The following is a 24825-nucleotide window of genomic DNA, read 5'->3' as shown; positions in this document are numbered from 1 at the left end:
CAATAAACCATTAAGTTGTCTAAAAACAGTAGCTTTAGTTGCAGATACAATGAATTTCGGCTAATGTTGCATAATTTCGGCATTAAATAAATTATGGATTCTTACATAAAGGACTTACTTATTTCCTTACAGCAAGATCAAAACTTGATGGTCCAACAATTGCACCAGTTTTGTGAAATTAACTCTGGAAGTGATAATCAAGCTGGTTTGCAAGTAATGCATCAAACATTAGCATATACCTTTCAACCCTTAGCAGATAAAATAGAAACAATATCATTTCCGCCTGTTACTATTGTTAATATGGCAGGCAATATTGATGAATTTACCTGCGGTAACGCGCTATTCATTCGCAAGAGACCTAAACTTAAAAGACGTATTCTTTTAGCAGGCCACATGGATACTGTTTTTTCTAAGAGTCATCCCTTTCAAGAATTAACTTATCTTAATGAAAATCACTTAATTGGCCCTGGTGTCGCAGACATGAAAGGCGGGTTAATTATTATGCTCCATGCACTTAAGGCCTTTGAGCAAACAAAAGAAGCACGCTCAGTAGGTTGGGATGTGCTTATTAATGCCGATGAGGAACTAGGCTCTTTTGCTTCTGGCTCTTTATTTTCTGATTTAGCTGGTCAGTATCAAGCAGGTCTCCTTTACGAACCAGCTATGGATATTCGGGGAACATTAGCCAAAAACCGAAAAGGTAGTGGCAAAATAACGCTTGTTGCTACAGGTAAAGCTGCTCATGCAGGTCGAGCTTTTTATGAAGGTAAAAATGCTATTGCTTACTTAGCAGAAGCGGTTATTGCAATCCACGCGCTAAATGGTATACGTGAAGGCGTAACCATTAATGTTGGTAAAATAGCCGGTGGAAATGCGTTAAATATAGTTCCAGATCGGGCTGTCGCTAAGCTAGATATTCGGATTAGTGACCCCAGTGATGAAACTTGGGTAATGACTGAACTTAATCAAATCATACAAAATTTAAAGTGCCCTGGTTATAACTTAACTGCTCAGGGCGGATTTGGCCGGCCCGTTAAACGCGTTGATAAAGGGACTAGACGCCTTTATCAACGAATTAGCTCCCTCGCACGCTCACTTGATTTAGCTTTAAACTGGCAAGACAGTGGCGGCTGCTGCGATGGTAATAATTTAGCAGCACAAGGACTACCAGTGATTGATACTTTAGGTGTTAGAGGTGGCAATATACATAGCCAAATGGAGTTTGTATTAATTGACAGCCTAGTTGAGCGCGCTCGATTAAGTACGCTACTTTTAAGAGATTTAGCGCAAGGGGGACTCGAGGAGCTCAAGCAATGATGTTATTTCGCCGTTCTCGACTAACGGATATTGATGCTGTTTATGATTTAGCACTGCACAGTGGATTTGGCTTAACCACATTACCTAAAAATAGAGATTTACTTGCTAGTCGTATTAGCCTATCGTGTGATTCTTTTAAGAAAAAAGTCAGTAAACCGCAAAATGAATATTATTTATTTGTATTAGAAGATCCTATTACAACTAAACTTGTAGGCACAGCAGCCATTGAAGCTTTTACCGGGTTTGAAACGCCCTTTTATTCTTATAAATTATCTTTACGTACCCGTATATGCCACTCTTTAAATATCCGTAGTGATTATGAAGTATTAAGTCTTGTTAATGATAATCAACGACGCAGTGAATTATGTACCCTTTTTCTAGAACCTTCTTATCGAGTAAGGGGCAATGGCTTATTACTATCTAAAGCGCGATTTTTGTTTATCGCGCAATATCCGCAGCGCTTTTCTTCTACATTAATTGCTGAAATGCGAGGCATATGTGACGATGAGGGGAAATCACCTTTTTGGGATCATGTAGGAAGGCACTTTTTCCATATGTCTTTTGCTGAAGCAGATGAGTTAACAATTTTAACCAATAAACAATTTATTGCTGATCTTATGCCACGAAATCCTATTTACGTAAAACTATTAGCACCCGAAGCGCAAGAGGTCATAGGGCAACCTCATCCCACTACTCGGCCTGCGATGAAAATTTTATTTAATGAAGGTTTCCGTTATAACAATTACATTGATATTTTTGATGGAGGACCTACTATTGAAGCACCTTCTCATGACATCAATACTATTGCGGCTAGCCGAATTTTAGTGATTAAAAATCTTAGTGATGAAGTTACCGGTCCGCGCTTTTTATTATCTAATACATCTCTCGATTTTCGAGCAACTATAAGTCATGCTATTTTTAATAATCAGAATGGGAAGTGCATTATTAGTAAAAATACTGCTGAGTTGCTTCAAGTTAAAAAAAATGATGCTATTCGCTTAGCACCGTTACAATTTGAAAGATTAGATCCTTTTAATAAAAATTTTGACACATGCGCTACGAATCAACTGGCCAGCAAATCATCAAAATCCCCTCTACAGGAGAGTTCGCAATGACATTTTTTGCCAGTCAACTTGGCCATCATTATTTAAACGGTACTTGGGTATCAGGATCGGGAGAACCCTTAACTTCGCAAAATCCACTCAATAACACAGCCGTCTGGCAAGGTAGGCATGCAACACAAAACGAAGTAAATCGAGCCGTTTATGCTGCAGAGCAAGCACTCACCAAATGGGCTTATCTAACTGTAGATAATCGCATTGCCTATTTACAAGCGTTTGCAAAAGAAGTAGAAGCTAATCGTCAAGAATTAATTCATTTAATTGCTTTAGAAACAGGTAAACCTTTATGGGAATCAGCAACAGAAGTTAATTCCGTTATTGCTAAAGTTAATCTCTCTATTCAAGCTTATAAAGAAAGAACCACTGATAAGTGTAATCCAATGCCTGATGCAAATGCCTGCGTACGCTATAAACCTCATGGCGTAGTCGCAGTGTTTGGTGCATTTAATTTTCCTGCTCATTTAAGTAATGGCCATATCGTCCCTGCCCTTTTAGCTGGCAATACAGTTGTATATAAACCAAGCGAATTAGCCCCAGGCGTTGCCGAATTAATTATGCAGTGTTGGCATAAAGCTAATATTCCAGCGGGTGTTATTAATTGCGTACAAGGAGGCGCTAGTACCGGACAAGAATTATTACAAACTGATATTCAAGGTGTCTATTTCACGGGTAGTTATAACACAGGTAAAGCTATTCATCGCCATTTCAGCGAAAGACCAGACGTTATTTTAGCCTTAGAGATGGGTGGTAATAATCCTTTAATTATTGATGAAGTAAGCGATATGGATGCTGCAATTTATCAAACTATTTTATCTACTGTCATTACTGCAGGTCAGCGTTGCAGTTGTGCTCGTCGAGTTATTATTAAAGACAATACCTATGGGGATGAGTTCTTAAATCGATTAATAAGTAGCTTTAAGAAAATCAAAGTAGACAGTTTTACTGCAAATCCCGAGCCTTTTATGGGCCCTGTTATTAGCTATAAGCATGCTCTGAATCATCTAAAATCGCAAGATAACTTACTTAAAGTAGGCGGAAAGTCATTACTAAAAATGAGTTTGCTTAAAGAAAACTCAGGTCTGCTTTCTCCAGCCTTAATTGATATGACATCTGTAACAAATCCACCCGATGAAGAAATTTTTGCTCCTTTAGTCCAGATTTACCGCTATCAACACTTCGAAGATGCCTTAAAATTAGCTAATCAAACTCGTTATGGTTTGGTAGCAGGATTATTAAGTGATAGCCAAGAACACTTTAAACTGTTTTACCAGACCGTTCGTGCTGGTTTAATTAACTGGAATCGCTCAACAACGGGTGCAAGTAGCAGCTTACCTTTTGGAGGGGTTGGCTTAAGCGGTAATCATCGACCTAGCGCTTATTTTGCAGCTGATTATTGTTCTTATCCTATTGCTAGTTTAGAGCAACCTCACTTAACAAAACCGCAACAATTATTACCCGGTATTGAATTAGGATAGATCATGGCTGTATATGAATTAAATATCGATGGTTTAGTCGGCCCTAATCATAACTATGCAGGTCTTGCTGCAGGAAATATTGCATCAATTACTAATGCTTTAAGTATTGCTAATCCTCAAGGGGCTGCTCTTCAAGGCCTAAAGAAAATGAGAATGTTACATAATATGGGCCTCAAACAGGCCCTATTTCCACCCCATGAACGGCCTAATTTTAATTTATTAACATATCTAGGCTTTGAAGGTACTCCCCAACAAAAAATTAATAAAGCCTTTAAGGCTGCGCCAGAGTTATTAGGTGCTTGCTATTCTGCCTCGAGTATGTGGTCTGCTAATGCTGCCACAGTTTCTGCTAGTAGAGACTGTGGCGATAATCGAGTCCATTTTACAGCAGCCAATTTAATTAGTAATTTACATCGGCATCAAGAAGCAGGTTTTTCTAGAAAACTTTTACAACATCTATTTTCTGATGAACGCTTTTTCTGTCACCATGATATTTTACCAAGAAGTACAGTCACCGCTGATGAGGGCGCTGCTAATCATAATCGCTTATGTAAAACGCATAGTCATACAGGAATTAGCATATTTGTCTATGCCAAAAAAGCAATGCAAGCTGCAGATGTAGTTCATCAGCCTCGTCGATATCCCGCAAGACAAACTTTAGAAGCATCCGAAGCGATTGCTCGCGCACATTTACTTAATCCTAATCAGGTAATATTTGCGCGCCAACATCCTGCTGCCGTTGATCAAGGCGTTTTTCATAATGATGTTATCGCTGTTGCTAATGAAAATGTTTTCCTAATTCATGAGCAAGCATTCTTAAATCAGCAAGAAACACTTAATGAACTAAAATTAAAAGCCGACTTCCCACTGCAAATAATTGAAGTCAAGCAAGATAAAGTCAATATTAATGAGGCTGTTACAACCTATTTATTTAACTCACAGCTTATTTCTCTACCGAATGGCTCTATGGCTCTTATTGCGCCTTCAGAGTGTGAAGTTAGTATACCTGTTCGAAACTTTATTGACGAATTAGTTGCCGATACCAGTAATCCGATTAATCAGGTCTATTTTCTTGATTTAAAACAAAGCATGCGCAATGGTGGCGGACCTGCTTGCTTGCGCCTACGCGTTCCCTTAACTGATGTTGAATTGCAAGCAATGCATCAGGACATATTACTAGATGAGAAATTATTTACCCACCTAGAGAGTTGGATTTATCGCCATTATCGAACTGAATTAAGCGCGAAAGATTTAAGTGATTTTAGTTTAGTAAATGAGATTTATACCGCTTTAGATGAATTAACACAATTACTTAACTTAGGATCAATCTATCCATTTCAACAAGAGAAATCTTTATAATGTTATGGCAGACTCTAGCTGGACGCTGCATCTATCGCTCAGACCATATTCGTGTTTATGATAATTATTTTTTTCGTTGGCTTAAATTTAATAGTAATGCATTTCAGAGTCTAATCAATAAATTAACGCCTAGTAGACCTGCCTTAAACTATGTTAAAGCATTAACTTTTGCCGCTCGTCAACGGCCTGGAAACTGTTGCATGCTTGGCTTAGGGGGCGCGGGAGTGGCACACGCCTTAGCACCTTTATTGCAGTCTTATACTTTGACAGCAGTTGAAATGAATTCTGAAGTCATTGATGTTGCAAGGCGTTATTTTATGCTTGAAAGATTAACTAACCTAACTGTTATTCAAGAGGAAGCCAGTGCTTTTATGGCGCATTGCCAGCAAACTTTTAGACACCTTCTAATTGATATTGCTGATGCCAATGATTTTCCTGCTTCCTGTAAAAATAAAGATTTTTTTCTTAACTGCCAGCGCATTCTATCATCTCAGGGTATATTAGCAATTAATATAGCTAATGCTTATGAACATCAATTTATTTTTACTATGTTAAAACACCAATTTGCTAGTAGTATCATAACCCTCCCTGTTAAACGCTGCGTAAATATTATCTTTATGGCAACTCACAAAGATAATTTTAATTCCTTGCTTGGTTATTTTAATCAGAGCAATGAGGTTAAACAATTAGTGTGGGATCAAAAGTGGGGATATATTGCTTATCTACATTATGATAAATTTTTTTAACTAATTCATAAGCTTATAATAGCAGTGTCAGTTTTCCATAACAAATTTTTTATTTTCATTATTTTTTAATCACTAAATTCTAAGTTAAAAAATTTTCTCTATATTTATTAGATAATTCGTACAATAATTTTACAAGTTGAAGCTAAATTGAGAGGAGAGATCTACAAAAAAAAGCCAGCATAGCGCTAAAAAGCAGTCTAAAATTAGGTATTTCGGCTAACATTCATTTAACAATGAGAAAGCCGATTAGGAGAAGTTAAACATCCAAGTCAATTGGATGCTTATAGGCTATTAAATTTCCATTAAATCCTTTTCTTTTTCACTTAAAGCAGCATCAACTTCGGCAATGTATTTATCTGTTATTTTCTGAATCACTTCACCTGCTCGGCGCTCATCATCTTCAGAAATTTCTTTTTCCTTTACCAATTCTTTAAGATGCGTATTTGCATCACGACGAATATTGCGGATTGCGACCCGTCCCTGCTCCCCTTCAGCACGAACAATGCGAATCATCTCTTTACGCCTTTCTTCAGAAAGCGGTGGCATCGGTACCCGAATAGCTGTTCCTGCTGTTGCTGGATTTAAGCCTAAATCAGCATTTAAAATCGCTTTTTCAATCGCTGCGACCATTGATTTTTCCCACGGAGTCACTAACAGCGTCCGCGAGTCACTTGTTGTGATATTCGCAACTTGATTTAATGGAGTAGGATTACCATAATAATCAACTTGAACATGATCTAATAAGCTTGCGTTAGCACGGCCTGTTCTAATTTTTGTTAAATCATGCCTTAAAGTTTCTACGGTTTTCTTCATTCGTTTTTCAGCATCCTGCTTAATCTCATTAATCATGATTTGCTCCAACTATAGTACCTATATGCTCACCAAGCACAATTTTTCGTAGTGCCTGAGCCGCATTCATATCAAAGACTTGTAAAGGCATATTATGCTCTTCACATAAACAAATTGCAGTAGAATCCATAACTTTTAAACCATCGCTAAGGATCTGTTTGTAGGTTAAAAATTCATAGCGTTTCGCTGCTGCATTCTTAACAGGATCGTCAGAATAAATTCCATCAACCTTAGTGGCTTTTAGTACTACATCTGCACCTACCTCAATAGCACGTAAACAAGCTGCCGTATCAGTTGTAAAAAAAGGATTTCCAGTACCAGCTGCAAAAATAACAACATGTTTATTGCGCAGATGAGTGATTGCTTTACGACGATGATAAGGATCAACAACTCCAAGCATAGGTATAGCTGACATAATACGAGCAGGCAGATCGATTCGCTCCATTGCATCACGCATAGCCAAAGCATTCATAACCGTTGCGAGCATTCCCATATGATCCCCTGTAACGCGACCCAGACCCGCTTCGGATAATGCTTTACCGCGGAATAAATTGCCCCCACCAACAACTAAAGCAACTTCTACATTCAGTGAAATTAACTCAGCAACTTCACTGGCAATCCGGTCTAAAACTAATGGATCAATGCCAAACTGCGAATTGCCCATAAGTGCTTCGCCACTGTATTTCAGTAAAATACGCTTATATTTTAAAGGTTGATTTTCACTCATTAATCACGAACCTGCGCCATAACTTCTTCAACAAAATTATCTTCTTTTTTAGCAATTCCTTCACCTACTTCATAGCGAATAAAGGAAATAACGTCAGCGTTTTTTTCTTTTAATAATTGGCCGACTTTAATATCTGGATTTTTAACAAATGGTTGACCTAATAAACTAACTTCGTCAACAAATTTGTTAATACGCCCTTCAATCATTTTATCAATAATTTCTTGTGGTTTACCACTTTCACGCGCTTGTGCTGTAAAGATTTCTCGCTCATTCTCAATCACTTCAGAAGAAACTTGATCGCGGCTAACTACCATTGGCCGGCTTGCAGCAATGTGCATGGCTATATCTTTAGCGAGTGTCTCATCACCATTTCTAACTGCAACAAGAACACCGATACGAGTACCATGCAGGTAAGATCCTATAACGCCATCTTCACATTGTAACTTTTCTAGGCGGCGGATTTTAATATTTTCGCCAATTTTAGCAACAAGCTGTTGCCTTTCTTGTTCGACAGTATTATCTGTATTTGCTAAAGTAGCGTTAGACAATTCAGCAACATCTTTAATTGAGTCATTATTTAATGCTGTAGCGGGTACTCTTTCAGCAAATTTAATGAAATTCTCTTCACGAGCAACAAAATCAGTCTCCGTATTAATTTCAACAATAACAGCCGCCTTATTATCAGAGGAAAGCGCAACGGCAATGACGCCCTCTGCTGCTATTCTATCTGCTTTCTTATCTGCCTTTGCTTGGCCTGCTTTACGCATTTCAGAAATAGCTTGTTCAATATCACCATTAGTCATAACTAAGAACTTCTTGCACTCCATCATTGGCGCGCCAGTTCTTTCCCTTAATTTCATTACTTGCGATGCACTAATTGACATTTAATCCTCCACATAACAAAAAGGGAATACGTCATAATAACGTATTTCCCTTCATTCGATATCTCACATTTAACTGTGAATTAACTTATCTGCCCACTTAAATTAGTTAGATTAAATCCAAAATTTAATTTCAGGCCTTAATTTTCAATTTATTCTTCTTTCGCTTTCTCATCAGCTTCTTTTTCGTTGACTTCAACGAATTCAGCATTTGAATCAGCCCCGCCAGTAGTATTGCCATTTTTGGCATCTAGGATGGCATCAGCAACACAGCGTACATAAATGTCAACTGCTCGCATAGAATCATCATTTCCAGGAATAACGTAATCAATGTTATCAGGGTTATTATTGGTATCAACAACGCCAATAACAGGAATTTTTAGGCGACGCGCTTCTTCTACGGCAATATGCTCAAAACCTACGTCGATAACAAATAAGGCATCAGGCAGGCCATTCATATTCTCAATACCGCCTAAACCTCGCTCTAATTTTTCAAGTTCACGAGTTAACATGAGTGCTTCTTTTTTAATCATCCCAGCAAAAGCACCTTTTTCTTGCATTTCTTTTAGTTCTTTTAATCGAAAGATAGATTGACGGACTGTTTTAAAGTTAGTCAGCATACCACCTAACCAGCGATGATCAATATAAGGCATGCCGCAACGTATTGCATGTTTACGAATGCTTTCTTGCGCAGCTCTTTTAGTTCCAACAAATAAAATTTTAGCTTTATTTGCTGCTAGACGGCCAACGTAGTTGGTTACGTCATTTAACATCGGTAACGTTTTTTCTAAATTAATAATGTGAATTTTATTTCTTGAACCAAAAATATAAGGCGCCATTTTGGGATTCCAAAAACGAGTTCTATGACCAAAATGAGCACCTGCTTCAAGCAGTTCACGCATACTTACATTCATTCTATTCTCCAGGGTTAGGCCTCCACGCTTCCCATAAGAAACCCATACTTAATAGTATAGGACCCTATCTTATGTGCCGAAACGTGTGTGTCGTTAAAAGCGCGCTATTTATACCATATTTAAGCCTAGCCAGCAACGTTGACTTTAAATTCAGCAAGTTAATTTATTTATTTGTGCAGAATCAAAAAACCAGGTATATAATTAATTGCAATTAAAAACAATTAATTAAGGAGAGATTATGTTTACGAAGAAATTATTACCTATTATTGCATTTGCTGCTTTTACAGCACAACCTATATTTGCAGCAGATTCTTCCGATACATCAGCGACAGGAACGTCAACAACTGGTACAGCGACAACCGGTACAGGTTCAGGCGCATCTGGTATAGGTCCAAATTCTACCCCTGCTTCCTCTACTACAACGCCAGCATCAACTTCTACAACTACTGGCACATCATCAACTACTTCAAGCTCTGCAAGCAATGACAACGGCGACACAGCTTGTAATTGTCCTTGCAAAAAAAGCATGATGCAAATTAGTCAAGCATTACAATTAACTGATGCGCAGAAAGATCAAATTAGATCAATTAGAGAGAAAGCAAAAGCAAGCATTCAATCTAGCAAAGATCAATTACGATCTATTCGCAGCCAAATGCATGATTTAATAACTTCAAGCTCAATGGATAACTCTAAATTAGATTCTTTAATCAGCCAAAAAACAGCTGTTCTTGGTAAAATGATAAGAGTTAAAGTAGAAGCCAAACATCAAATGTATATGGTTCTTAACCCTCAACAACAACAAAAATTTCAACAAATGCTGAGAGATGAGCACCAACGACCAAATGCATGCCGCTAATTTTTATATTTAAATTTCATGCCATACTAAGATAGTATGGCATGGCTTATAATTGATGTTACAGAGCTATCATTATTAGGTATTAAATATAAAATCCTTTATAAAAATCATGAAATAAGTTAAACAGAATTGTTTTCTTTATTAATAAGCTACTTTCTCACCGCTTTAAGCACTTCCTTATTCGGTGTTTTACGCTGTTATAAGTATTTTAACTAAATTAGCTCTTCATGAAAATTTAAAAAGTCATCTATTAAAGAATTTAAGATATTAGCTGCCCTTTAGCTTAAAGTAATATAAAATTATATTTTAGCTAAACCTTTATAGATCGAGTAAACTTATATTATTTGTATGGATTTAAATCATGGCAGTCTCTATTAAAACCCCGGAAGAAATTGAAAAGATGCGTGTTGCTGGACGTCTAGCAGGCGAAGTTTTAACAATGATTGGCCCTTATGTGAAAGAAGGGGTAACTACAGATGAGTTAAATACTATCTGTCATGACTATATTGTCAATGAGCAAAAAGCAATACCTGCTCCTCTTAATTATAATGGTTTCCCAAAATCAATTTGCACATCAATTAACCATGTCGTTTGCCATGGTATTCCGGGTAAAAGAGTATTAAAAAACGGTGATATTTTAAATATCGATGTGACAGTAATTAAAGATGGCTATCACGGCGATACCAGTAAAATGTTTTTTATAGGGGAGCCGACTATTAAAGGTAAACATGTCGTTAAAATTGCTCATGAATGCCTTTTCATTGGTATAGAAATGGTAAAACCTGGTATACAACTTGGCGATATAGGCCATGCTATTCAGCAACATGCTGAAAAAAATCGCTGCTCAGTAGTACGCGATTATTGTGGACATGGCATTGGTGCTGTTTTTCATGAAGAACCGCAAGTATTGCATTATGGCACACCCGGTACAGGTGAATTTTTACAAGAAGGCATGGCATTTACTATTGAGCCTATGGTAAATCTTGGTAAACATCATACTCGGTTATTGCCTGATAAATGGACAGTTGTAACGCGTGATCATAGTTTATCAGCGCAATGGGAACACACGCTTTTAGTTACTTCTGACGGCGTTGAAATTTTAACACTGCGCGATGAAGAGAAATAATTACCCATTCAAATACACCTTAAAACAATTTAAGGAAGATCAAGCCCTGCAATTTAATGCGCAAAGAAGTATTACTGCGATAGCGCAAAAGTTGGTTAATTTTATTGATAAAGCGCTACTTAATCTTTTCCGAAAAAATAATCTTCATAAAGAAGATTGCTTTTGCCTTATTGCCCTAGGGAGTTATGGCCGACAGGAACTTCAGCTTCATTCGGATATAGATATCTTATTATTGCATGAGGATTCTGTAAATGATGAGCAGCTACAGCGTGCACAAGCCTTTATTCAAAACTGCTGGGATAATGGCTTTGGTATTAGTCATCAAATTACGACGGTTAAAGCTTGCGCTGATTTAGCTAGTCAAGATCTGAGTGTTATCTCCAGCATTTTAGACATGCGCCTCCTATGTGGGCATAGTCAATTAATGGAAGAATTATGTTATCAAACTCATCCGCTCCATATGTGGCCAAGCGATCAATACTTTTTTGCTAAACAGGCCGAACAAGAGCAACGTTACCGCAAATATGGAGAAACCGCTTATAATTTAGAACCTAATGTTAAGTATGGCCCAGGTGGTTTACGAGATATTCAAATTTTACTGAGTATAAGTAAACGTCATTTTAAAATTAATAAATTAGCTGACGGTATTAATTATAATTTTATTACCGATAAAGAGTATGAAGAATTAGTGAAATGTCAGCATTTTCTCTGGCGAGTTCGTTTTGCTTTACACTTGTTGGCCGGAAAACCAGAAGAACGCTTACTTTTTGACTATCAAGTTAAGCTAGCAACCTTATTTGGCTACCAAGATAAACCGCATTCTTTAGCAATCGAACAGTTTATGAAAACCTATTTTCAAATAATTAAACGCAGCCGTGAGATTAATGAAATGCTCTTGCAATGGTTTTCGGAAACAATTATTCACAAAGAAAAGCAACAACTTAAACCCCTAGATGCTAATTTTCAACTCTCTAATCAGTTTATTGAAGTAAGACATGCTAAAGTTTTTTCTAATGATCCTACTTGTTTATTAAAGTTGTTTCTATGGATTGCTAAATGCCCAGATATCATTGGAGTTCGTGCAAGTACTATTCGTTTAGTTAGGCAAAACCTTTACCTAATTGGTACTAATTTTCGATCATCAACGACTGCAAGACAAACTTTTTTATCTATTTTCAAAGATTCAATCAATACATTTGAAGCTTTAAATTATATGAACAAATATGGTGTATTAAGCCACTATCTTGATTGTTTCGCTGCAATTACAGGCCAGATGCAATATGATTTATTTCATGTCTATACAGTCGATCAGCATACTTTATTTGTTATCCGCAATTTAGTTCGTTTTCTAGATAAGAGTTTTGCCAAACAATTTCCTCTCGCAGTAGAACTTATGGCAAAAATACCAAAAAAAGAGATTTTATATTTAGCAGCGTTATTTCATGATATTGCAAAAGGCCGCGGAGGCGATCACTCTGAATTAGGCGCTAAAGAGGCTCAATCGTTTGCTTATCAACATCAGTTAAATCAAGAAGACACAAACTTACTTCTCTGGCTTGTCAAGCATCATTTATTCATGTCCCATACAGCACAACGCCAAGATATCTATGATCCTAAAACTATCCAACATTTTTGTCTTATATTTCCTAAGCCAAGTTATCTTGATTATCTTTACTTACTGACAGTGGCTGATATTTGTGCAACCAATCAAAGCTTATGGAATACTTGGAAAGATTCTCTATTAAAAGAATTGTATCGAGCAGCAGCAACCGTCTTTGAGCAGCAAGAGAAATGGTTAAATGAAGGCGAAATTATTACTATACGTAAGCATCAAGCACTTAAGTTATTGCAGCAACAGGGATTTTATCAAAAAGAAATTGAAAAGCTGTGGTCATCACTTAAAAGTAGGTATTTTCTCCATGAATCACCCGAGATGATTGCAATTCATACTAAAGCTATCTTAACTTGTCAAAGCTATCCTGTCGTTTCAATCTTACCACATTATAGTCAAGGGGGAATGGAAGTTTTTATTTATATGCCACATCGTGATGATAGGTTCACAATTGCCACTACCGTGTTAAGTAATTATCAAGCAACCATTCAAGAAGCAGTCATCTTAACGTGCGACAATCAATTTGATTTAGACACCTACATTATTTTAAATGAGCAGCATCAAGCTTCTTTTGCTGCCGAAAGAATAAAATTAATTGAACAAGCATTAATTAAGCGATTAAGCGATACCAAAGAAATACCTAGAATTGCTAAGCATCGACTGTCACGAACATTAGCTCATTTTAAACTTAAACCAGATATTACCTTTAATGATGAACACCCTTACACTCGTTTATTCCTTATAACAGCTGATAGGCCAGGCCTATTAGCACATGTTGGTCGTGCTTTTACTAAACTTAATATTCATTTGCATAATGCTAAAATAGTCACCGCAGGTGAAAAAGCTGAAGATACATTTTATATTTCAACAAACACAGATAACTTACTTAGTACAAATGAACAAGAGCTATTACGTAAGCTGCTGATAAAAGAATTAATGAGTGAATTTTAGCTAGTAGTAGCCTGGGTGAAACGAAGTGAAACCCGGGTTTCGGCCCTATGGGCCTGCACCCAGGCTACCTCTCTATATTTATTCGTCAGCGTTTAGCGACGCGCTTTAAAAAAATCATTAAGCAGCTTTGAGCATTCTTTCTCTAAAACACCTTCATCAATTTGTATCTGGTGATTGAGAGGATAACCTTGTAAAAGATTATAAACAGACCCTGCAGCACCTGCTTTAAAATCACGAGCTGCAAAAACTAATCGCTTAATACGCGCTTGCACCATAGCACCTGCACACATGACACAAGGCTCCAGAGTGACATAAAGTGTCGCTTGTGTAAGACGATAATTACCTAAATTCATAGCTGCTGCCCGTAAGGCACAAATTTCTGCATGTGCACATGGATCATTATCAGCAATGGTGCGATTATAGCCATGAGCTATTATTCGACTATCAACAACAACAATAGCGCCTACTGGAACTTCTTGTAAGTTATTCGCTCTAAGCGCTTGCGCATAAGCTTCGCGCATCCAATATTCGTCGTTAACTATTCCCATTCAATCGTAGCTGGCGGTTTGCCAGAGATGTCATAAGTCACCCGAGAAACGCCAGGAACTTCATTGATAATCCGATTAGAAACATGTCCTAGAAAATCCCAGGGTAAATGAGCCCAATGTGCCGTCATAAAGTCAATTGTTTCAACAGCGCGTAGACAAATTACAAAGTCATAGCGCCGCCCATCTCCCATCACGCCAACACTTTTAATAGGTAAAAACACAGCAAAAGCTTGACTAACTTTATGATAAAGGTCTGCTTTATATAATTCTTCTAAAAAAATGGCATCAGCTCGACGCAAGATATCAGCATATTCTTTCTTAACTTCACCAAGAATACGCACACCTAAGCCGGGCCCCGGAAAAGGATGTCGATAAACCATATCATAAGGAAGACCAAGCTCTAAACCGATTTTTCTGACCTCATCTTTAAATAACTCACGAATAGGCTCAAGCAATTTTAAATTGAGTGTTTCGGGTAAACCACCTACATTATGATGAGATTTAATAACAACCGAAGCCTCTTTAGTATGCGTTGCTGCCGATTCTATTACATCTGGATAAATTGTTCCTTGAGCTAGCCACTTAACCTCAGGAATTTTTTGTGCCTCATCATCAAAAACTTCAATAAAAGTATGGCCAATAACTTTTCTTTTTTGTTCAGGGCAAGTTATCCCCTCTAGAGCCTTTAGAAAGCGCTCTTCTGCATCAACTGCAATAATCCGAATACCAAGATGACGGCCAAACATTAACAATACTTGCTCAGGTTCATCAAGTCTTAATAAGCCTGTATTTACAAAAACACAGATTAATTGATCACCAATTGCTTTATGTAATAGTGCTGCAACAACTGAAGAATCAACGCCACCTGATAAGCCTAAAAGCACATGATCTTGCCCAACTTTTTCCCGAACCTCAAGAATTGATTGTTCGATAATATTAGTCGGTGTCCAATCTTTTGTAGCGCCACAAATCTCTACCACAAAGCGCTCAAGAATACGCAAACCTTGCGTTGTGTGAGTCACTTCAGGATGAAATTGTAAACCATACCACCCTCTTTCTTCACAGGCCATGCCAGCAATAGGTGCATTGCGCGTCTCACAAATTACTTTAAAGCCTGGTGGTAGCCCTGTTACTTTATCGCCATGGCTCATCCAAACATCAAGTAATGCTTCCCCATCTAAGTTAGTTCGGTCTTCAATATTAGTTAATAGCTTAGAATGACCATGTAAACGAAGCTCAGCGTAACCAAATTCTCGAGCCAGCGACGATTGTACCTCGCCACCTAGTTGGACCGCCATTAACTGCATGCCGTAACATATCCCTAAAATAGGAATATTAGCTTGAAAGACCCAATCTTGTGCTTTTGGTGTTGACTCGACACTTGCGGTAGCAGGTCCGCCTGATAAGATAATACCGCAAGGTGATAGAGCTCTAAAAACTTCCTCACTCATGCTAAAAGAATGAATTTCACAATAAACGCCCATTTCCCGAACACGTCTGGCAATTAATTGAGTGTATTGAGAACCGAAATCAAGAATGAGCAAAGGTCGCTGTTTACTTATTGTCATGACTAATCATCAACCTGATAATTTGGAGCTTGTTTAATAATATTAACGTCGTGTACATGCGATTCACGCATACCAGCATTGGTTACCTGAACAAATTGGGCATTTTCATGCAACGCTTTAATGGATGCACAGCCTGTATAACCCATACAAGAACGTAAACCACCAATCATTTGATGAATGATACCTTGTACAGGTCCTTTATAAGCTACACGCCCCTCAATACCTTCAGGAACGAGTTTATCACTACCTTGGGTTAAATCTTGAAAATAACGATCACTTGAACCTTGCGCCTGCGCCATAGCGCCAATTGAACCCATGCCTCGATAACTTTTATAAGTTCGACCTTGATAAAATTCAAGCTCGCCAGGTGATTCTTCAGTACCTGCAAAAAGATTACCAAGCATGACAGTATGCGCCCCTGCTGCTAATGCTTTACACATATCACCAGAAAAACGAATGCCTCCATCAGCAATGATAGGAATATTACTTCCTTTCAATCCTTCTGCAACATTAGTAATTGCTGTGATCTGGGGCACGCCTACACCAGTGACAATTCTTGTTGTACAAATGGAGCCTGGACCAATACCTACTTTAACTGCATCTACTCCTGCTTCCATAAGCGCACGTGCTGCAGAAGCTGTGGCAATATTCCCGCCAATTACCTGAACCTTAGGAAAGTTCTTTTTAATCCAAGCGACCCTCTCTATTACCCCTTGTGAATGACCATGAGCTGTGTCAACTGTTAAGACATCTACCCCAGCATCAACTAACGCAGCAACACGTTGATCAGTTCCATCACTAACGCCAACTGCCGCACCTACACGTAATTGCTCAGCACTGTCTTTACAAGCAAAAGGGTTTTCCTTTGCTTTTTGAATATCTTTAACGGTAATTAAGCCCCGTAGGTTAAATGCTTCATTGACAACTAATAGCTTTTCTAAACGATGTTTATGTAGGAGACTGCGAATTTCTTCTCGACTTGCGCCTTCTCTTACGGTCACTAATCGTTCCTTAGGTGTCATCACGGCTGATACAGGTAAAGAGAGGTTTGTTTCAAAGCGGATATCACGGCTGGTCACTATACCAACAAGCGCATCGCCTTCAACCACAGGGACACCTGAGAAGCTATGCTTGGCCATCACTTCTAATAATTCTTTAACCGTTAAATTGGGTGAAACATAAATAGGATCTTTAACCATCCCACTTTCAAATTTTTTCACCTTACGGACTTCCTCTGCTTGTGCCGCAATACTCATATTTTTATGAATAATTCCTATGCCACCTTCTTGAGCCATTGCAATAGCTAATCTTGCCTCAGTAACCGTATCCATAGCAGCAGAAACTAAAGGAATATTTAATTGAATTTCACGTGTTAAGTATGTTTTTAACAACACTTCCTTTGGAAGTACTTGCGAATGGGCAGGAACTAACAATACATCATCGAAAGTCAATGCCTGTTGCAAAATAGAAAGCGACATAAATTGAGCTCCTGCAGTGAATTAACCGCATAGTTTAGCAAATTTTTAATCAAGTTACCAATGAAAAATGCATGGCATAATAAATTATATGCATTAAAGTAGAAAATAAGGTATTTTTAAGTTATCTAAAGAGTTTATTTCAGTAAACCCTACACACCTAATAAGTGCAAGGTAATCCAATTATAGATGCCAATATTGCTAGAAAAAAACGAAGAATCCTTTATTTCTTCATTAAACTTACAGCTAATCCGCCGAGTTCAAAAATACATTGAGCAAATATTCCAGCCCCATACCCTAAAGTAGCTGCATTATTGGGCGAAATAAAAGGAGGCGAGTAAGGCTGTCTGGGATTAGATGTTAATCCATTCGCAACACCCCATAAAAAAGATAGTGAGTCAACTATTTTATCTTCAACTGAACTTACTTTATGAGTTGACGCTTGATTTCTTTTACTGAGCGTTTTACCGGAGGTATTTTCATATAATGTAGCATAATCAGCAGCAGTTTTAATTATCTCTTTGCCTATAGCACTTTTGTTTAGTTCTGCCTTATGTTTTTGCAGCTCAGAGACAAATTTATCTCTAGGATAATCCTTACTCCAAGCTGTAATTTCTTTTTCAGGTAGCTTAAAAGGCACTTGGACTTTACTTCTTATAAGTGAATTTAGTAAAACCATAAAATACAAGTCCGCTATTTTTTTATTGGATTCCTCATCTAATGTCATTCGCTTGCGAATTAATGAGAAAAAGTTACCCTCTTTTAACAAACGCATGGCTTCCCTTTCTTCCTCAGTCCACCGCTCTTGTTGCACCATATCCTCTACTACTTTTTTGTAAGTGTTTTTAAATGTCTCAACATTTAACTCTCTTAAGCTATATGTCATCTTTGAAAATTTAGACATACATTTACCGCTATTATATTAATCTTATTGGACAATTATAATACAAATAATAAGGTTCAGTCAATTGGCAAATAAGATGCCTGAACTAGGAAATTACCCTACAACTATTCTATTAAAACTATTGCTAATTCTAGGACCCTAATGGTTATAAGGTAAATAAGATTACCGATATGCAAATAAAGTTTATTTAATCATTTTAATTTACATAAACTATACTTCATAAAAGCAAATAACATTATTAATGGGCAAAGAAGAAGAAAAAACTCCCTAAGTTTTTGCTAATTTGCATTTAATTTGCACAATTTGGTAGGTATGATTTATAATTTACTTGAAACTTTAGCAAGGATGCCACTATGAAAAAATTACTACTTGCCTTTATTGTTGTTTCTTCTTCTGTAACTCTTACTGGTTGTGGATTTGGCGCTTTAGGATTATGTTGTCCTGATTATAGTGCCGTTTCTTATACAACCACTTCATGCTGTAGTTCGAACTGGTAATCCCTATTAAATGGAAGGTCTAATTTAGACCTTCTATTTGCGTAATTCAATGACTGTAACTTCAATAGGTTTTTTACCTATATTGACATCTTGATGGGGATCTTTTCCCTGCTTAGCGCTTAAAAAAACTGGCTTATTTTTATTGAAAGTAATTACTTCTCGTTTACCTGTTTGATAAATAACCTCCATTCGGCCATTATCTTTAGGAATAACAACTCTAGCAAATTCATGTGTATGAAAAGGCAATCGGTGGTTTGGGCAAATAACTGTTTTCCAAACTTTAGTTGCTTTATTTTCAATAAAAATTTCACGCTTAGTTTCACAGTTTGAAGCTGATACAAAAGCTGCTGGTAATAGCATAAAAGTAAAAATTAAGCCCCTTTTAAACATAAAATTTCCTCTACAATTTAATCTAAGTTTAATAAAGCGGGAACCTCAGGTCTGATCTCTAAAAGTTTATTTTTATCTGTTACAAAGACGACCGTAGGTTGATGTTTTTTACAACTTTCTTCTGCCAATTGAATAAAAGAAGCAATGATAATAATATCGCCTGGCGTTACTAAGTGCGCTGCAGCACCGTTTACACAAACAGCTGATGAATCAGATTCTCCTTCAATTGCATAAGTCTCAAAACGTGTTCCAGCTGTTACATTCCAAACCTGTACTGCTTCAAAGGGTAGTATATTAGCTGCAGACAATAATTGAGGAGAAATGGTTATACTTCCCTCATAATCTAAATCAGCGTGAGTAACATAAGCCCGATGAATTTTAGACTTTAACATACGACGATAAAACATAGATTCCTTTATAAATAAAATGAATTTTTTAATAAAAATAAGCAAATTTTAAGGTATATCTTTAGCAAAATAATTAATTTTATAAAATCAGTTACTTATAATTTTTTAAGGCAATTATTTTACTTATTTGTCTAATGCCTGATGTTAACTCACAATGAATTATTTATCATCCCTTTGCTAATTTAATTTTAAAAAATAATTATTATTTTTTCGTAATGCATTATTGAGCTTGAACTGAACAATCAATAACGTGTAAACTGATTCCAAATTATTTGTTAATTACTTACAGGGGCATCGTTTTGGCTAAGATTATAGTTGTCACCTCAGGTAAAGGCGGGGTAGGGAAAACCACAACTTCTGCAGCAATTTCTTCAGGCCTAGCTCTGCAAGGCCATAAAACTGTTGTTGTAGATTTTGATATAGGACTTAGAAATTTAGACATTATTATGGGGTGTGAGCGCCGTGTAGTGTTTGATTTTGTTAATGTTATTAACGGAGAAGCAAGCCTTAACCAAGCTTTAATTAAAGATAAACGCATTCCTCAACTATGCATTTTGCCTGCTTCACAAACACGCGATAAAGATGCATTAACTTTAGAAGGTGTAGGTAAGGTTTTGGAAGATCTCTCTGCTGAATTTGATTATATCGTTTGCGATTCGCCTGCGGGAATTGAAACTGGTGCGTTAATGGCCATGTATTATGCAGATCATGCTATTGTGGTTACAAATCCAGAAGTATCTTCTGTTAGGGATTCAGATAGAATTCTAGGTATTTTAGCAAGTAAAACTAAACGTGCAATTGAGAATGATACACCTGTTCAAGAGCATTTACTTTTAACCCGCTATGATCCAGTAAGAGTTGAAAAAGGTGAAATGCTTTCTGTAGAAGATGTAAAAGAAATACTTGCTATTCCTCTTATTGGGGTTGTACCTGAATCTAAAGCAGTATTGAAAGCTTCAAACACGGGTACCCCTGTCATTTTAGATGAAGTCAGTGATGCAGGTCTTGCCTATAAAGATGCTATAGCTCGCTTTCTTGGCGAAAGCAGACCTATGCGTTTTATTAGTCCGGAGCGTAAAGGATTACTACGCCGGCTATTCAGTAAAAACAAGGAGGATGTTCCAGCATGAGCATATTTAGCTATCTAAAAAAAAGAACTAGCACAGCCTCTGTTGCTAAAGAAAGGCTACAAATTATTATTTCTCACGAGCGTACTCAACGAAGTACGCCTGACTACTTGCCTAAGCTACAAGAAGAAATACTAACCGTTATTGCTAAATATATTCCTATTACTCGTGATAAAGTTAGTGTTAACTTAGAACGCATGGGCGATAATGCTGTATTAGAACTAAATGTTACTATGCCAGATGAAGCCCTTGAAGAAGTCTAAGTTAAGGTTTATGACAATGTTATTGATACTTCTACCTTCCTAACCTATTTAACTGGCATTAAATTAACTTTAAATGTCTTATTCAAATCATATTTAATTAAATATATCTCACTTTAATTTACCTTTTCTAGTCAATTTTAAATCATGGTTATCTAGCAAGTCATTGTATTTAAATGCATTTTATTTGCATACATTTTAATTTCTTAATTGATTAATAGAGCAATTTTTGTATAAAAACTATACATAATGTTATAATTATCTTATATCCCACTCGCCTATCTAATAGATATGAATGAAAAACCACTTGTTGTGATTACTGGCGCAAGCAAAGGTATAGGTAAAGCATTAGCAATTAAATTTGCTGAGCAAAATTATCCCTGTTTGTTAATAAGCCGTCATATGACTCCACTTGATGAACTCTTAGAAAATAAACAAATTCACTATGCCAGTCTGGATGTAACAGACTATGCTGCTTTTGAGAAAGCTATTAGGGAGGTAGAGCAAATCCATGGTAAAACTGAATGCCTAATTAATAATGCAGGTCATCTTAAAGTAGGCAATTTTAGCGATTTATCAATCGAAACTTGTCATTATGAATTAGACGTTTTAGTAAAAGGCGTAATTAACGGTATTAAAATAGTGCTACCAGATATGGCTTCTCGTAGAACAGGCAGCATTATCAATATTAGCTCTGCTGGCGATCGTAAACCCTATCCAACAGCAGTTGTTTATCATGCCAGTAAACATGCTGTACGATCCATTTCTGAAAGCTTACAGATGGCTGAAGCTAAAAATAATGTTCGAGTTATGAATATAGCGCCAGGTTTAATCAGAACGAATATTCATGAAAATATGGGTATTAGCTTTGAAGAATATTGCTCAGTACTAGGCAATCCAACCTTCATTGAGCCTATGGAGTTGGCTGAAATAATTTACTTCTGTTTTAAGTTACCTCAGAAAATTTGTATTCGCGATATATTAATTATGCCAACTGATTGTAATTTCTAAGATGACTAATTAATCTTAAATTATTATTTAAAATAAATTTATTTAAATTGATATTTCTAGTAAATATTTTGTAGAGATATAAGGTGTGCTTGATACTTTCTTATATCTCTACTAGGTTTTAGCTCAAGGAATAGCTTCAAGATTATTTGATTTATCGAAATTAGCAGCTTTTTTTGGAGACTTTACCACACGTGGATTAACTCCTATGCGGCGCAAATCTTCATCGTTAAAATCATCTACAGCAATAACTTCCTGTCTTGCTAACTCTGCTTCTTGCAATTGGGCTGCTTCATTAGCATTTAAAATTCCCAATTTCTCTGCTTCTGTGATTTGCTCAAGTAAAGTTAAAGAATGTAGCTGTCCCTCACGTACAGCGCGAGAAACTCTCTTTTCAAGTGCATCAACACGACATATCTTTTTAAATGTGGCTTCTAAGCGCCCTATCGGACAATTTGGTAGCGCTTCAGAAAAGACTGCCTTAATTAGCTTTGAACGTATTTCACTCGGTTCTATCATTATCTGTGCTAACTTATGTTCCAATTCATCAGAAGATTTTTGTCTTAAATTACCAAATGGTTGTAAAATTAGTTTTAAAAAGATACGTGCCCAAGCACTTGGAAAATTAGTAATTACACCACGCAATGCAACTTCGCACTCATAGAATAATTGCTGACAACACCATTCGACAAAGGGCAAGTCTTCTAAGGGCTCACCGTCTTCATGAAAACGCTTTAAAACAGCTGAAGCTAAGTATAAATTACTTAATACGTCACCTAAGCGAGCAGAAATTTTCTCTTTACGCTTAAGAGCTCCTCCTAAAATAGCCATACAAAAATCAGCTGTAAAGGCAAGGTTTGTACTGTAACGATGAATCAATTGATAGTAACGCTTAGCTCGACTCTGAGGAGCATAGGTTAAATAACCATCCGTAAAAATAAAAACTACCGATTTAACAAAGTTTGCAAAGATAAATCCGACATGCCCCCAGAATGCCTTATCAAAAGCAGTTATATTTTGTTCGCGTATGCTTTCTAGTTCTTGATAAATATAGGGATGACAGCGAATTGCGCCTTGCCCAAAAATAATTAAACTACGAGTTAATATGTTAGCGCCTTCAACTGTAATAGCGATTGGCGAATTTTGATAACCGCGCCCAATGTAATTATTAGGCCCTAAACAAATTCCCTTTCCACCATGGATATCCATGACATCAATAGCAATCTGGCGTGCTCTTTCAGTTGTATGGTATTTCAAAATTGCACCAGCAACTGAAGGCTTTTCACCATGATCAATTGCTGCTGCAGCAAAAGTGACTCCTGCATCAATTAAATAAGTGTTACCTGCTATACGTGCTAGTGGTTCTTCAATACCTTCAAAATTACCTATCGCCTGATTAAACTGCTTACGAACTCGAGAATAAGCCCCACTTGCCAATGCCGCAGCTTGAGATCCTCCTCTAGCACTTGAAGGCAAGGAGATGGCTCTGCCTGCACTTAAACACTCCATTAACATACGCCAGCCAAGGCCAGCCATAGCAGCGCCACCAATTAAGTAATCAATGGGAATAAAAACATCTTTTCCTTGAGTTGGGCCATTTAAAAACGCTGTATTTAATGGAAAGTGTCTCCTTCCCTTAATAACCCCTGGTGTATTTGCTGGAATTAAAGCGCAACTAATGCCAATATCATAGCCTTTACCTAATAAATTATCAGGATCAAACATTCTAAAGGCAAGGCCAATCACAGTAGCAACCGGGCATAAAGTTATATAGCGTTTATTCCATGTTAAGCGAAGCCCTAAAACCTCTTTCCCATCTACTATTTGCCGACACACGATACCTGTATCAGGAATTGAAGCAGCATCAGAACCTGCATTAGGGCCTGTTAAAGCAAAACAAGGAATCTCGAGCCCTTTAGCTAAACGTGGTAAATAATATTGTTTTTGTTCTTCAGTACCATATTTTAATAATAATTCACCAGGCCCTAATGAATTTGGAACAGAAATAGTTGTAGCAGCACTAATAGAACGTCCATAAATTCTTGCTAAAATGAAAGCTTGCGCTGTTGCTGAAAATTCAAGTCCACCGTATTCCTTAGGAATAATCATTCCTAAAAATCCTTTCTCCTTGATAAATTGCCATACTTCTGGAGGTAAATCAGTGCGGTTATGGGTGATATCCCATTCATCAAGCATGCGACACAATTCATTTACAGGGCCATCAACAAAAGCCTGCTCTTCTGCAGTTAATTGAACCGTGGGTAAATTTCTTAACTTATCGAAATCAGGAGCGCCACTAAAAATATCAGCTTCCCAGCTTACTGTACCTGCTTCTAATGCCTCACGCTCAGTGGCAGACATCGTTGGCATTGATTTACTAATTGTTTTAAATAAATGACGAGAAACTAATCGAGCTCTTAAAAAAGGAATAGAGAAAAACAGTAAGATAAAAAACGGAATTAATAAGCCAACTGCAAGTAACGAACTTTGAGAACTAAATTTCCAGATTAATAAACCTATCACAGTGTAACTGATAGTCCAGACAATCATGGAGGCTTGCTTACTAAGCAAGAAAAGTATTATTCCTGCAATAGCAATAAATAGTAGACTAGGCAGCACAATTTCTCTCCTTTTAAATGAAATTTAGTAATCATTACTTTTAATGAACATGGTAATAGTATATACAAATATTGCTACCTACGAAGTC

At 37.0% G+C, this 24825-nt stretch carries 23 protein-coding genes; 12 read left to right on the top strand and 11 right to left on the bottom strand.

Features of this window, described 5'->3' with window-relative positions:
- Positions 1-93: 93 nt before the first annotated feature.
- Genes ACQUW5_RS08480 through ACQUW5_RS08460 form a run of 5 tightly spaced genes read left to right on the top strand, consistent with a single transcriptional unit; the run spans position 94 to position 6018 of the window.
- Entirely contained in the window at positions 94-1317 is a 1224-nt protein-coding gene (locus tag ACQUW5_RS08480; RefSeq protein WP_444990802.1) for a hydrolase, read from the top strand.
- Positions 1314-2432 carry an arginine N-succinyltransferase gene (gene astA / locus ACQUW5_RS08475; RefSeq protein WP_444990801.1) on the top strand — a complete coding sequence of 373 codons (1119 nt, stop codon included), beginning with the start codon at positions 1314-1316 and terminating at the stop codon, positions 2430-2432. The genes ACQUW5_RS08480 and astA overlap by 4 nt, the downstream gene beginning before the upstream one ends.
- Positions 2429-3913, top strand: coding sequence for a succinylglutamate-semialdehyde dehydrogenase (gene astD, locus ACQUW5_RS08470; protein ID WP_444990800.1), 1485 nt, complete (start codon positions 2429-2431; stop codon positions 3911-3913). Before astA ends, astD begins: the two co-directional genes overlap by 4 nt.
- Positions 3914-3916: 3 nt before the next feature.
- Positions 3917-5272: an N-succinylarginine dihydrolase gene (gene astB / locus ACQUW5_RS08465; protein WP_444990799.1), complete on the top strand. Its 1356-nt coding sequence runs from the start codon at positions 3917-3919 to the stop codon at positions 5270-5272.
- A complete protein-coding gene (locus ACQUW5_RS08460; protein ID WP_444990798.1) occupies positions 5272-6018 on the top strand; it encodes a spermidine synthase in 747 nt (248 codons plus the stop codon). The genes astB and ACQUW5_RS08460 overlap by 1 nt, the downstream gene beginning before the upstream one ends.
- A gap of 291 nt (positions 6019-6309) precedes the next feature.
- Here ACQUW5_RS08460 and frr read toward each other — a convergent pair whose 3' ends face one another.
- The 4 genes from frr to rpsB all read right to left on the bottom strand — a co-directional run bounded on the left by frr (position 6310) and on the right by rpsB (position 9389).
- On the bottom strand, positions 6310-6867 hold the full coding sequence (gene frr / locus ACQUW5_RS08455) for a ribosome recycling factor (RefSeq protein ID WP_444990797.1): 558 nt from the start codon (positions 6865-6867) through the stop codon (positions 6310-6312).
- Positions 6860-7594: a UMP kinase gene (gene pyrH, locus ACQUW5_RS08450; RefSeq protein WP_444990796.1), complete on the bottom strand. Its 735-nt coding sequence runs from the start codon at positions 7592-7594 to the stop codon at positions 6860-6862. Before pyrH ends, frr begins: the two co-directional genes overlap by 8 nt.
- The gene (gene tsf / locus ACQUW5_RS08445) at positions 7594-8478 is read right to left on the bottom strand and encodes a translation elongation factor Ts (RefSeq protein WP_444990795.1); all 885 of its coding nucleotides are present in this window, start codon (positions 8476-8478) and stop codon (positions 7594-7596) included. The genes pyrH and tsf overlap by 1 nt, the downstream gene beginning before the upstream one ends.
- A gap of 149 nt (positions 8479-8627) precedes the next feature.
- Complete coding sequence (gene rpsB / locus ACQUW5_RS08440; protein WP_444990794.1) at positions 8628-9389, bottom strand: 30S ribosomal protein S2; 762 nt, start codon at positions 9387-9389, stop codon at positions 8628-8630.
- A 238-nt stretch (positions 9390-9627) separates the two neighbouring features.
- On the opposite strand from rpsB, the gene ACQUW5_RS08435 reads away from it, so the two are divergent.
- The 3 genes from ACQUW5_RS08435 (at position 9628) to glnD (ending at position 13934) form a co-directional block, all read left to right on the top strand.
- Positions 9628-10245, top strand: a complete 618-nt coding sequence (locus ACQUW5_RS08435) for a Spy/CpxP family protein refolding chaperone (RefSeq protein WP_444990793.1) — start codon at positions 9628-9630, stop codon at positions 10243-10245.
- A 361-nt stretch (positions 10246-10606) separates the two neighbouring features.
- Positions 10607-11371: a type I methionyl aminopeptidase gene (gene map, locus ACQUW5_RS08430; RefSeq protein WP_444990792.1), complete on the top strand. Its 765-nt coding sequence runs from the start codon at positions 10607-10609 to the stop codon at positions 11369-11371.
- Complete coding sequence (gene glnD, locus ACQUW5_RS08425) at positions 11358-13934, top strand: [protein-PII] uridylyltransferase (RefSeq protein WP_444990791.1); 2577 nt, start codon at positions 11358-11360, stop codon at positions 13932-13934. The genes map and glnD overlap by 14 nt, the downstream gene beginning before the upstream one ends.
- Before the next feature lie 92 nt (positions 13935-14026).
- Here glnD and tadA read toward each other — a convergent pair whose 3' ends face one another.
- From tadA to ACQUW5_RS08405, 4 genes are all read right to left on the bottom strand, one after another.
- Positions 14027-14482 (bottom strand): tRNA adenosine(34) deaminase TadA, encoded by a 456-nt coding sequence (tadA, locus tag ACQUW5_RS08420; RefSeq protein ID WP_444990790.1) that lies wholly within the window; start codon positions 14480-14482, stop codon positions 14027-14029.
- On the bottom strand, positions 14473-16050 hold the full coding sequence (guaA, locus tag ACQUW5_RS08415; protein ID WP_444990788.1) for a glutamine-hydrolyzing GMP synthase: 1578 nt from the start codon (positions 16048-16050) through the stop codon (positions 14473-14475). The genes tadA and guaA overlap by 10 nt, the downstream gene beginning before the upstream one ends.
- 2 nt (positions 16051-16052) lie before the next feature.
- Positions 16053-17528: an IMP dehydrogenase gene (guaB, locus tag ACQUW5_RS08410; protein ID WP_444990787.1), complete on the bottom strand. Its 1476-nt coding sequence runs from the start codon at positions 17526-17528 to the stop codon at positions 16053-16055.
- Between the two features lie 220 nt (positions 17529-17748).
- A complete protein-coding gene (locus ACQUW5_RS08405) occupies positions 17749-18429 on the bottom strand; it encodes a hypothetical protein (RefSeq protein WP_444990786.1) in 681 nt (226 codons plus the stop codon).
- 353 nt (positions 18430-18782) lie between these two features.
- On the opposite strand from ACQUW5_RS08405, the gene ACQUW5_RS08400 reads away from it, so the two are divergent.
- Positions 18783-18926, top strand: a complete 144-nt coding sequence (locus ACQUW5_RS08400; protein WP_444990785.1) for a hypothetical protein — start codon at positions 18783-18785, stop codon at positions 18924-18926.
- 33 nt (positions 18927-18959) lie between these two features.
- Here the strand turns inward: ACQUW5_RS08400 and ACQUW5_RS08395 are convergent, their stop codons facing one another.
- Both ACQUW5_RS08395 and panD read right to left on the bottom strand, forming a co-directional pair.
- Positions 18960-19316, bottom strand: coding sequence for a hypothetical protein (locus ACQUW5_RS08395; RefSeq protein ID WP_444990784.1), 357 nt, complete (start codon positions 19314-19316; stop codon positions 18960-18962).
- 17 nt (positions 19317-19333) lie between these two features.
- A complete protein-coding gene (panD, locus tag ACQUW5_RS08390; protein ID WP_444990783.1) occupies positions 19334-19723 on the bottom strand; it encodes an aspartate 1-decarboxylase in 390 nt (129 codons plus the stop codon).
- 299 nt (positions 19724-20022) lie between these two features.
- On the opposite strand from panD, the gene minD reads away from it, so the two are divergent.
- The 3 genes from minD (at position 20023) to ACQUW5_RS08375 (ending at position 22121) form a co-directional block, all read left to right on the top strand.
- Positions 20023-20853, top strand: coding sequence for a septum site-determining protein MinD (gene minD / locus ACQUW5_RS08385; RefSeq protein WP_444990782.1), 831 nt, complete (start codon positions 20023-20025; stop codon positions 20851-20853).
- On the top strand, positions 20850-21113 hold the full coding sequence (minE, locus tag ACQUW5_RS08380; protein ID WP_444990781.1) for a cell division topological specificity factor MinE: 264 nt from the start codon (positions 20850-20852) through the stop codon (positions 21111-21113). The genes minD and minE overlap by 4 nt, the downstream gene beginning before the upstream one ends.
- 288 nt (positions 21114-21401) lie before the next feature.
- The gene (locus ACQUW5_RS08375) at positions 21402-22121 is read left to right on the top strand and encodes an SDR family oxidoreductase (RefSeq protein ID WP_444990780.1); all 720 of its coding nucleotides are present in this window, start codon (positions 21402-21404) and stop codon (positions 22119-22121) included.
- Positions 22122-22244: 123 nt separating this feature from the next.
- On the opposite strand, the gene ACQUW5_RS08370 is transcribed toward ACQUW5_RS08375, so the two are convergent.
- Complete coding sequence (locus tag ACQUW5_RS08370) at positions 22245-24737, bottom strand: acyl-CoA dehydrogenase (RefSeq protein ID WP_444990779.1); 2493 nt, start codon at positions 24735-24737, stop codon at positions 22245-22247.
- Between the last annotated feature and the right edge of the window lie 88 nt (positions 24738-24825).

This window comes from Legionella pelazae (genome assembly GCF_052527395.1).
The sequence above is the reverse complement of the archived record's forward strand: the minus strand, read 5'-3'. Positions and strand labels throughout refer to the sequence as shown.

Coding starts and splice junctions, on each gene's coding strand:
- tsf (WP_444990795.1), bottom strand. CDS start 8,478: ATGTCAATTAGTGCATCGCAAGTAATGAAATTAAGGGAAAGAACTGGC.
- minE (WP_444990781.1), top strand. CDS start 20,850: ATGAGCATATTTAGCTATCTAAAAAAAAGAACTAGCACAGCCTCTGTT.
- astA (WP_444990801.1), top strand. CDS start 1,314: ATGATGTTATTTCGCCGTTCTCGACTAACGGATATTGATGCTGTTTAT.
- pyrH (WP_444990796.1), bottom strand. CDS start 7,594: ATGAGTGAAAATCAACCTTTAAAATATAAGCGTATTTTACTGAAATAC.
- rpsB (WP_444990794.1), bottom strand. CDS start 9,389: ATGAATGTAAGTATGCGTGAACTGCTTGAAGCAGGTGCTCATTTTGGT.
- frr (WP_444990797.1), bottom strand. CDS start 6,867: ATGATTAATGAGATTAAGCAGGATGCTGAAAAACGAATGAAGAAAACC.
- map (WP_444990792.1), top strand. CDS start 10,607: ATGGCAGTCTCTATTAAAACCCCGGAAGAAATTGAAAAGATGCGTGTT.
- guaB (WP_444990787.1), bottom strand. CDS start 17,528: ATGTCGCTTTCTATTTTGCAACAGGCATTGACTTTCGATGATGTATTG.
- ACQUW5_RS08435 (WP_444990793.1), top strand. CDS start 9,628: ATGTTTACGAAGAAATTATTACCTATTATTGCATTTGCTGCTTTTACA.
- glnD (WP_444990791.1), top strand. CDS start 11,358: ATGAAGAGAAATAATTACCCATTCAAATACACCTTAAAACAATTTAAG.
- guaA (WP_444990788.1), bottom strand. CDS start 16,050: ATGACAATAAGTAAACAGCGACCTTTGCTCATTCTTGATTTCGGTTCT.
- astB (WP_444990799.1), top strand. CDS start 3,917: ATGGCTGTATATGAATTAAATATCGATGGTTTAGTCGGCCCTAATCAT.
- ACQUW5_RS08400 (WP_444990785.1), top strand. CDS start 18,783: ATGAAAAAATTACTACTTGCCTTTATTGTTGTTTCTTCTTCTGTAACT.
- ACQUW5_RS08480 (WP_444990802.1), top strand. CDS start 94: ATGGATTCTTACATAAAGGACTTACTTATTTCCTTACAGCAAGATCAA.
- panD (WP_444990783.1), bottom strand. CDS start 19,723: ATGTTTTATCGTCGTATGTTAAAGTCTAAAATTCATCGGGCTTATGTT.
- ACQUW5_RS08460 (WP_444990798.1), top strand. CDS start 5,272: ATGTTATGGCAGACTCTAGCTGGACGCTGCATCTATCGCTCAGACCAT.
- astD (WP_444990800.1), top strand. CDS start 2,429: ATGACATTTTTTGCCAGTCAACTTGGCCATCATTATTTAAACGGTACT.
- ACQUW5_RS08375 (WP_444990780.1), top strand. CDS start 21,402: ATGAATGAAAAACCACTTGTTGTGATTACTGGCGCAAGCAAAGGTATA.
- ACQUW5_RS08405 (WP_444990786.1), bottom strand. CDS start 18,429: ATGTCTAAATTTTCAAAGATGACATATAGCTTAAGAGAGTTAAATGTT.
- tadA (WP_444990790.1), bottom strand. CDS start 14,482: ATGGGAATAGTTAACGACGAATATTGGATGCGCGAAGCTTATGCGCAA.
- ACQUW5_RS08395 (WP_444990784.1), bottom strand. CDS start 19,316: ATGTTTAAAAGGGGCTTAATTTTTACTTTTATGCTATTACCAGCAGCT.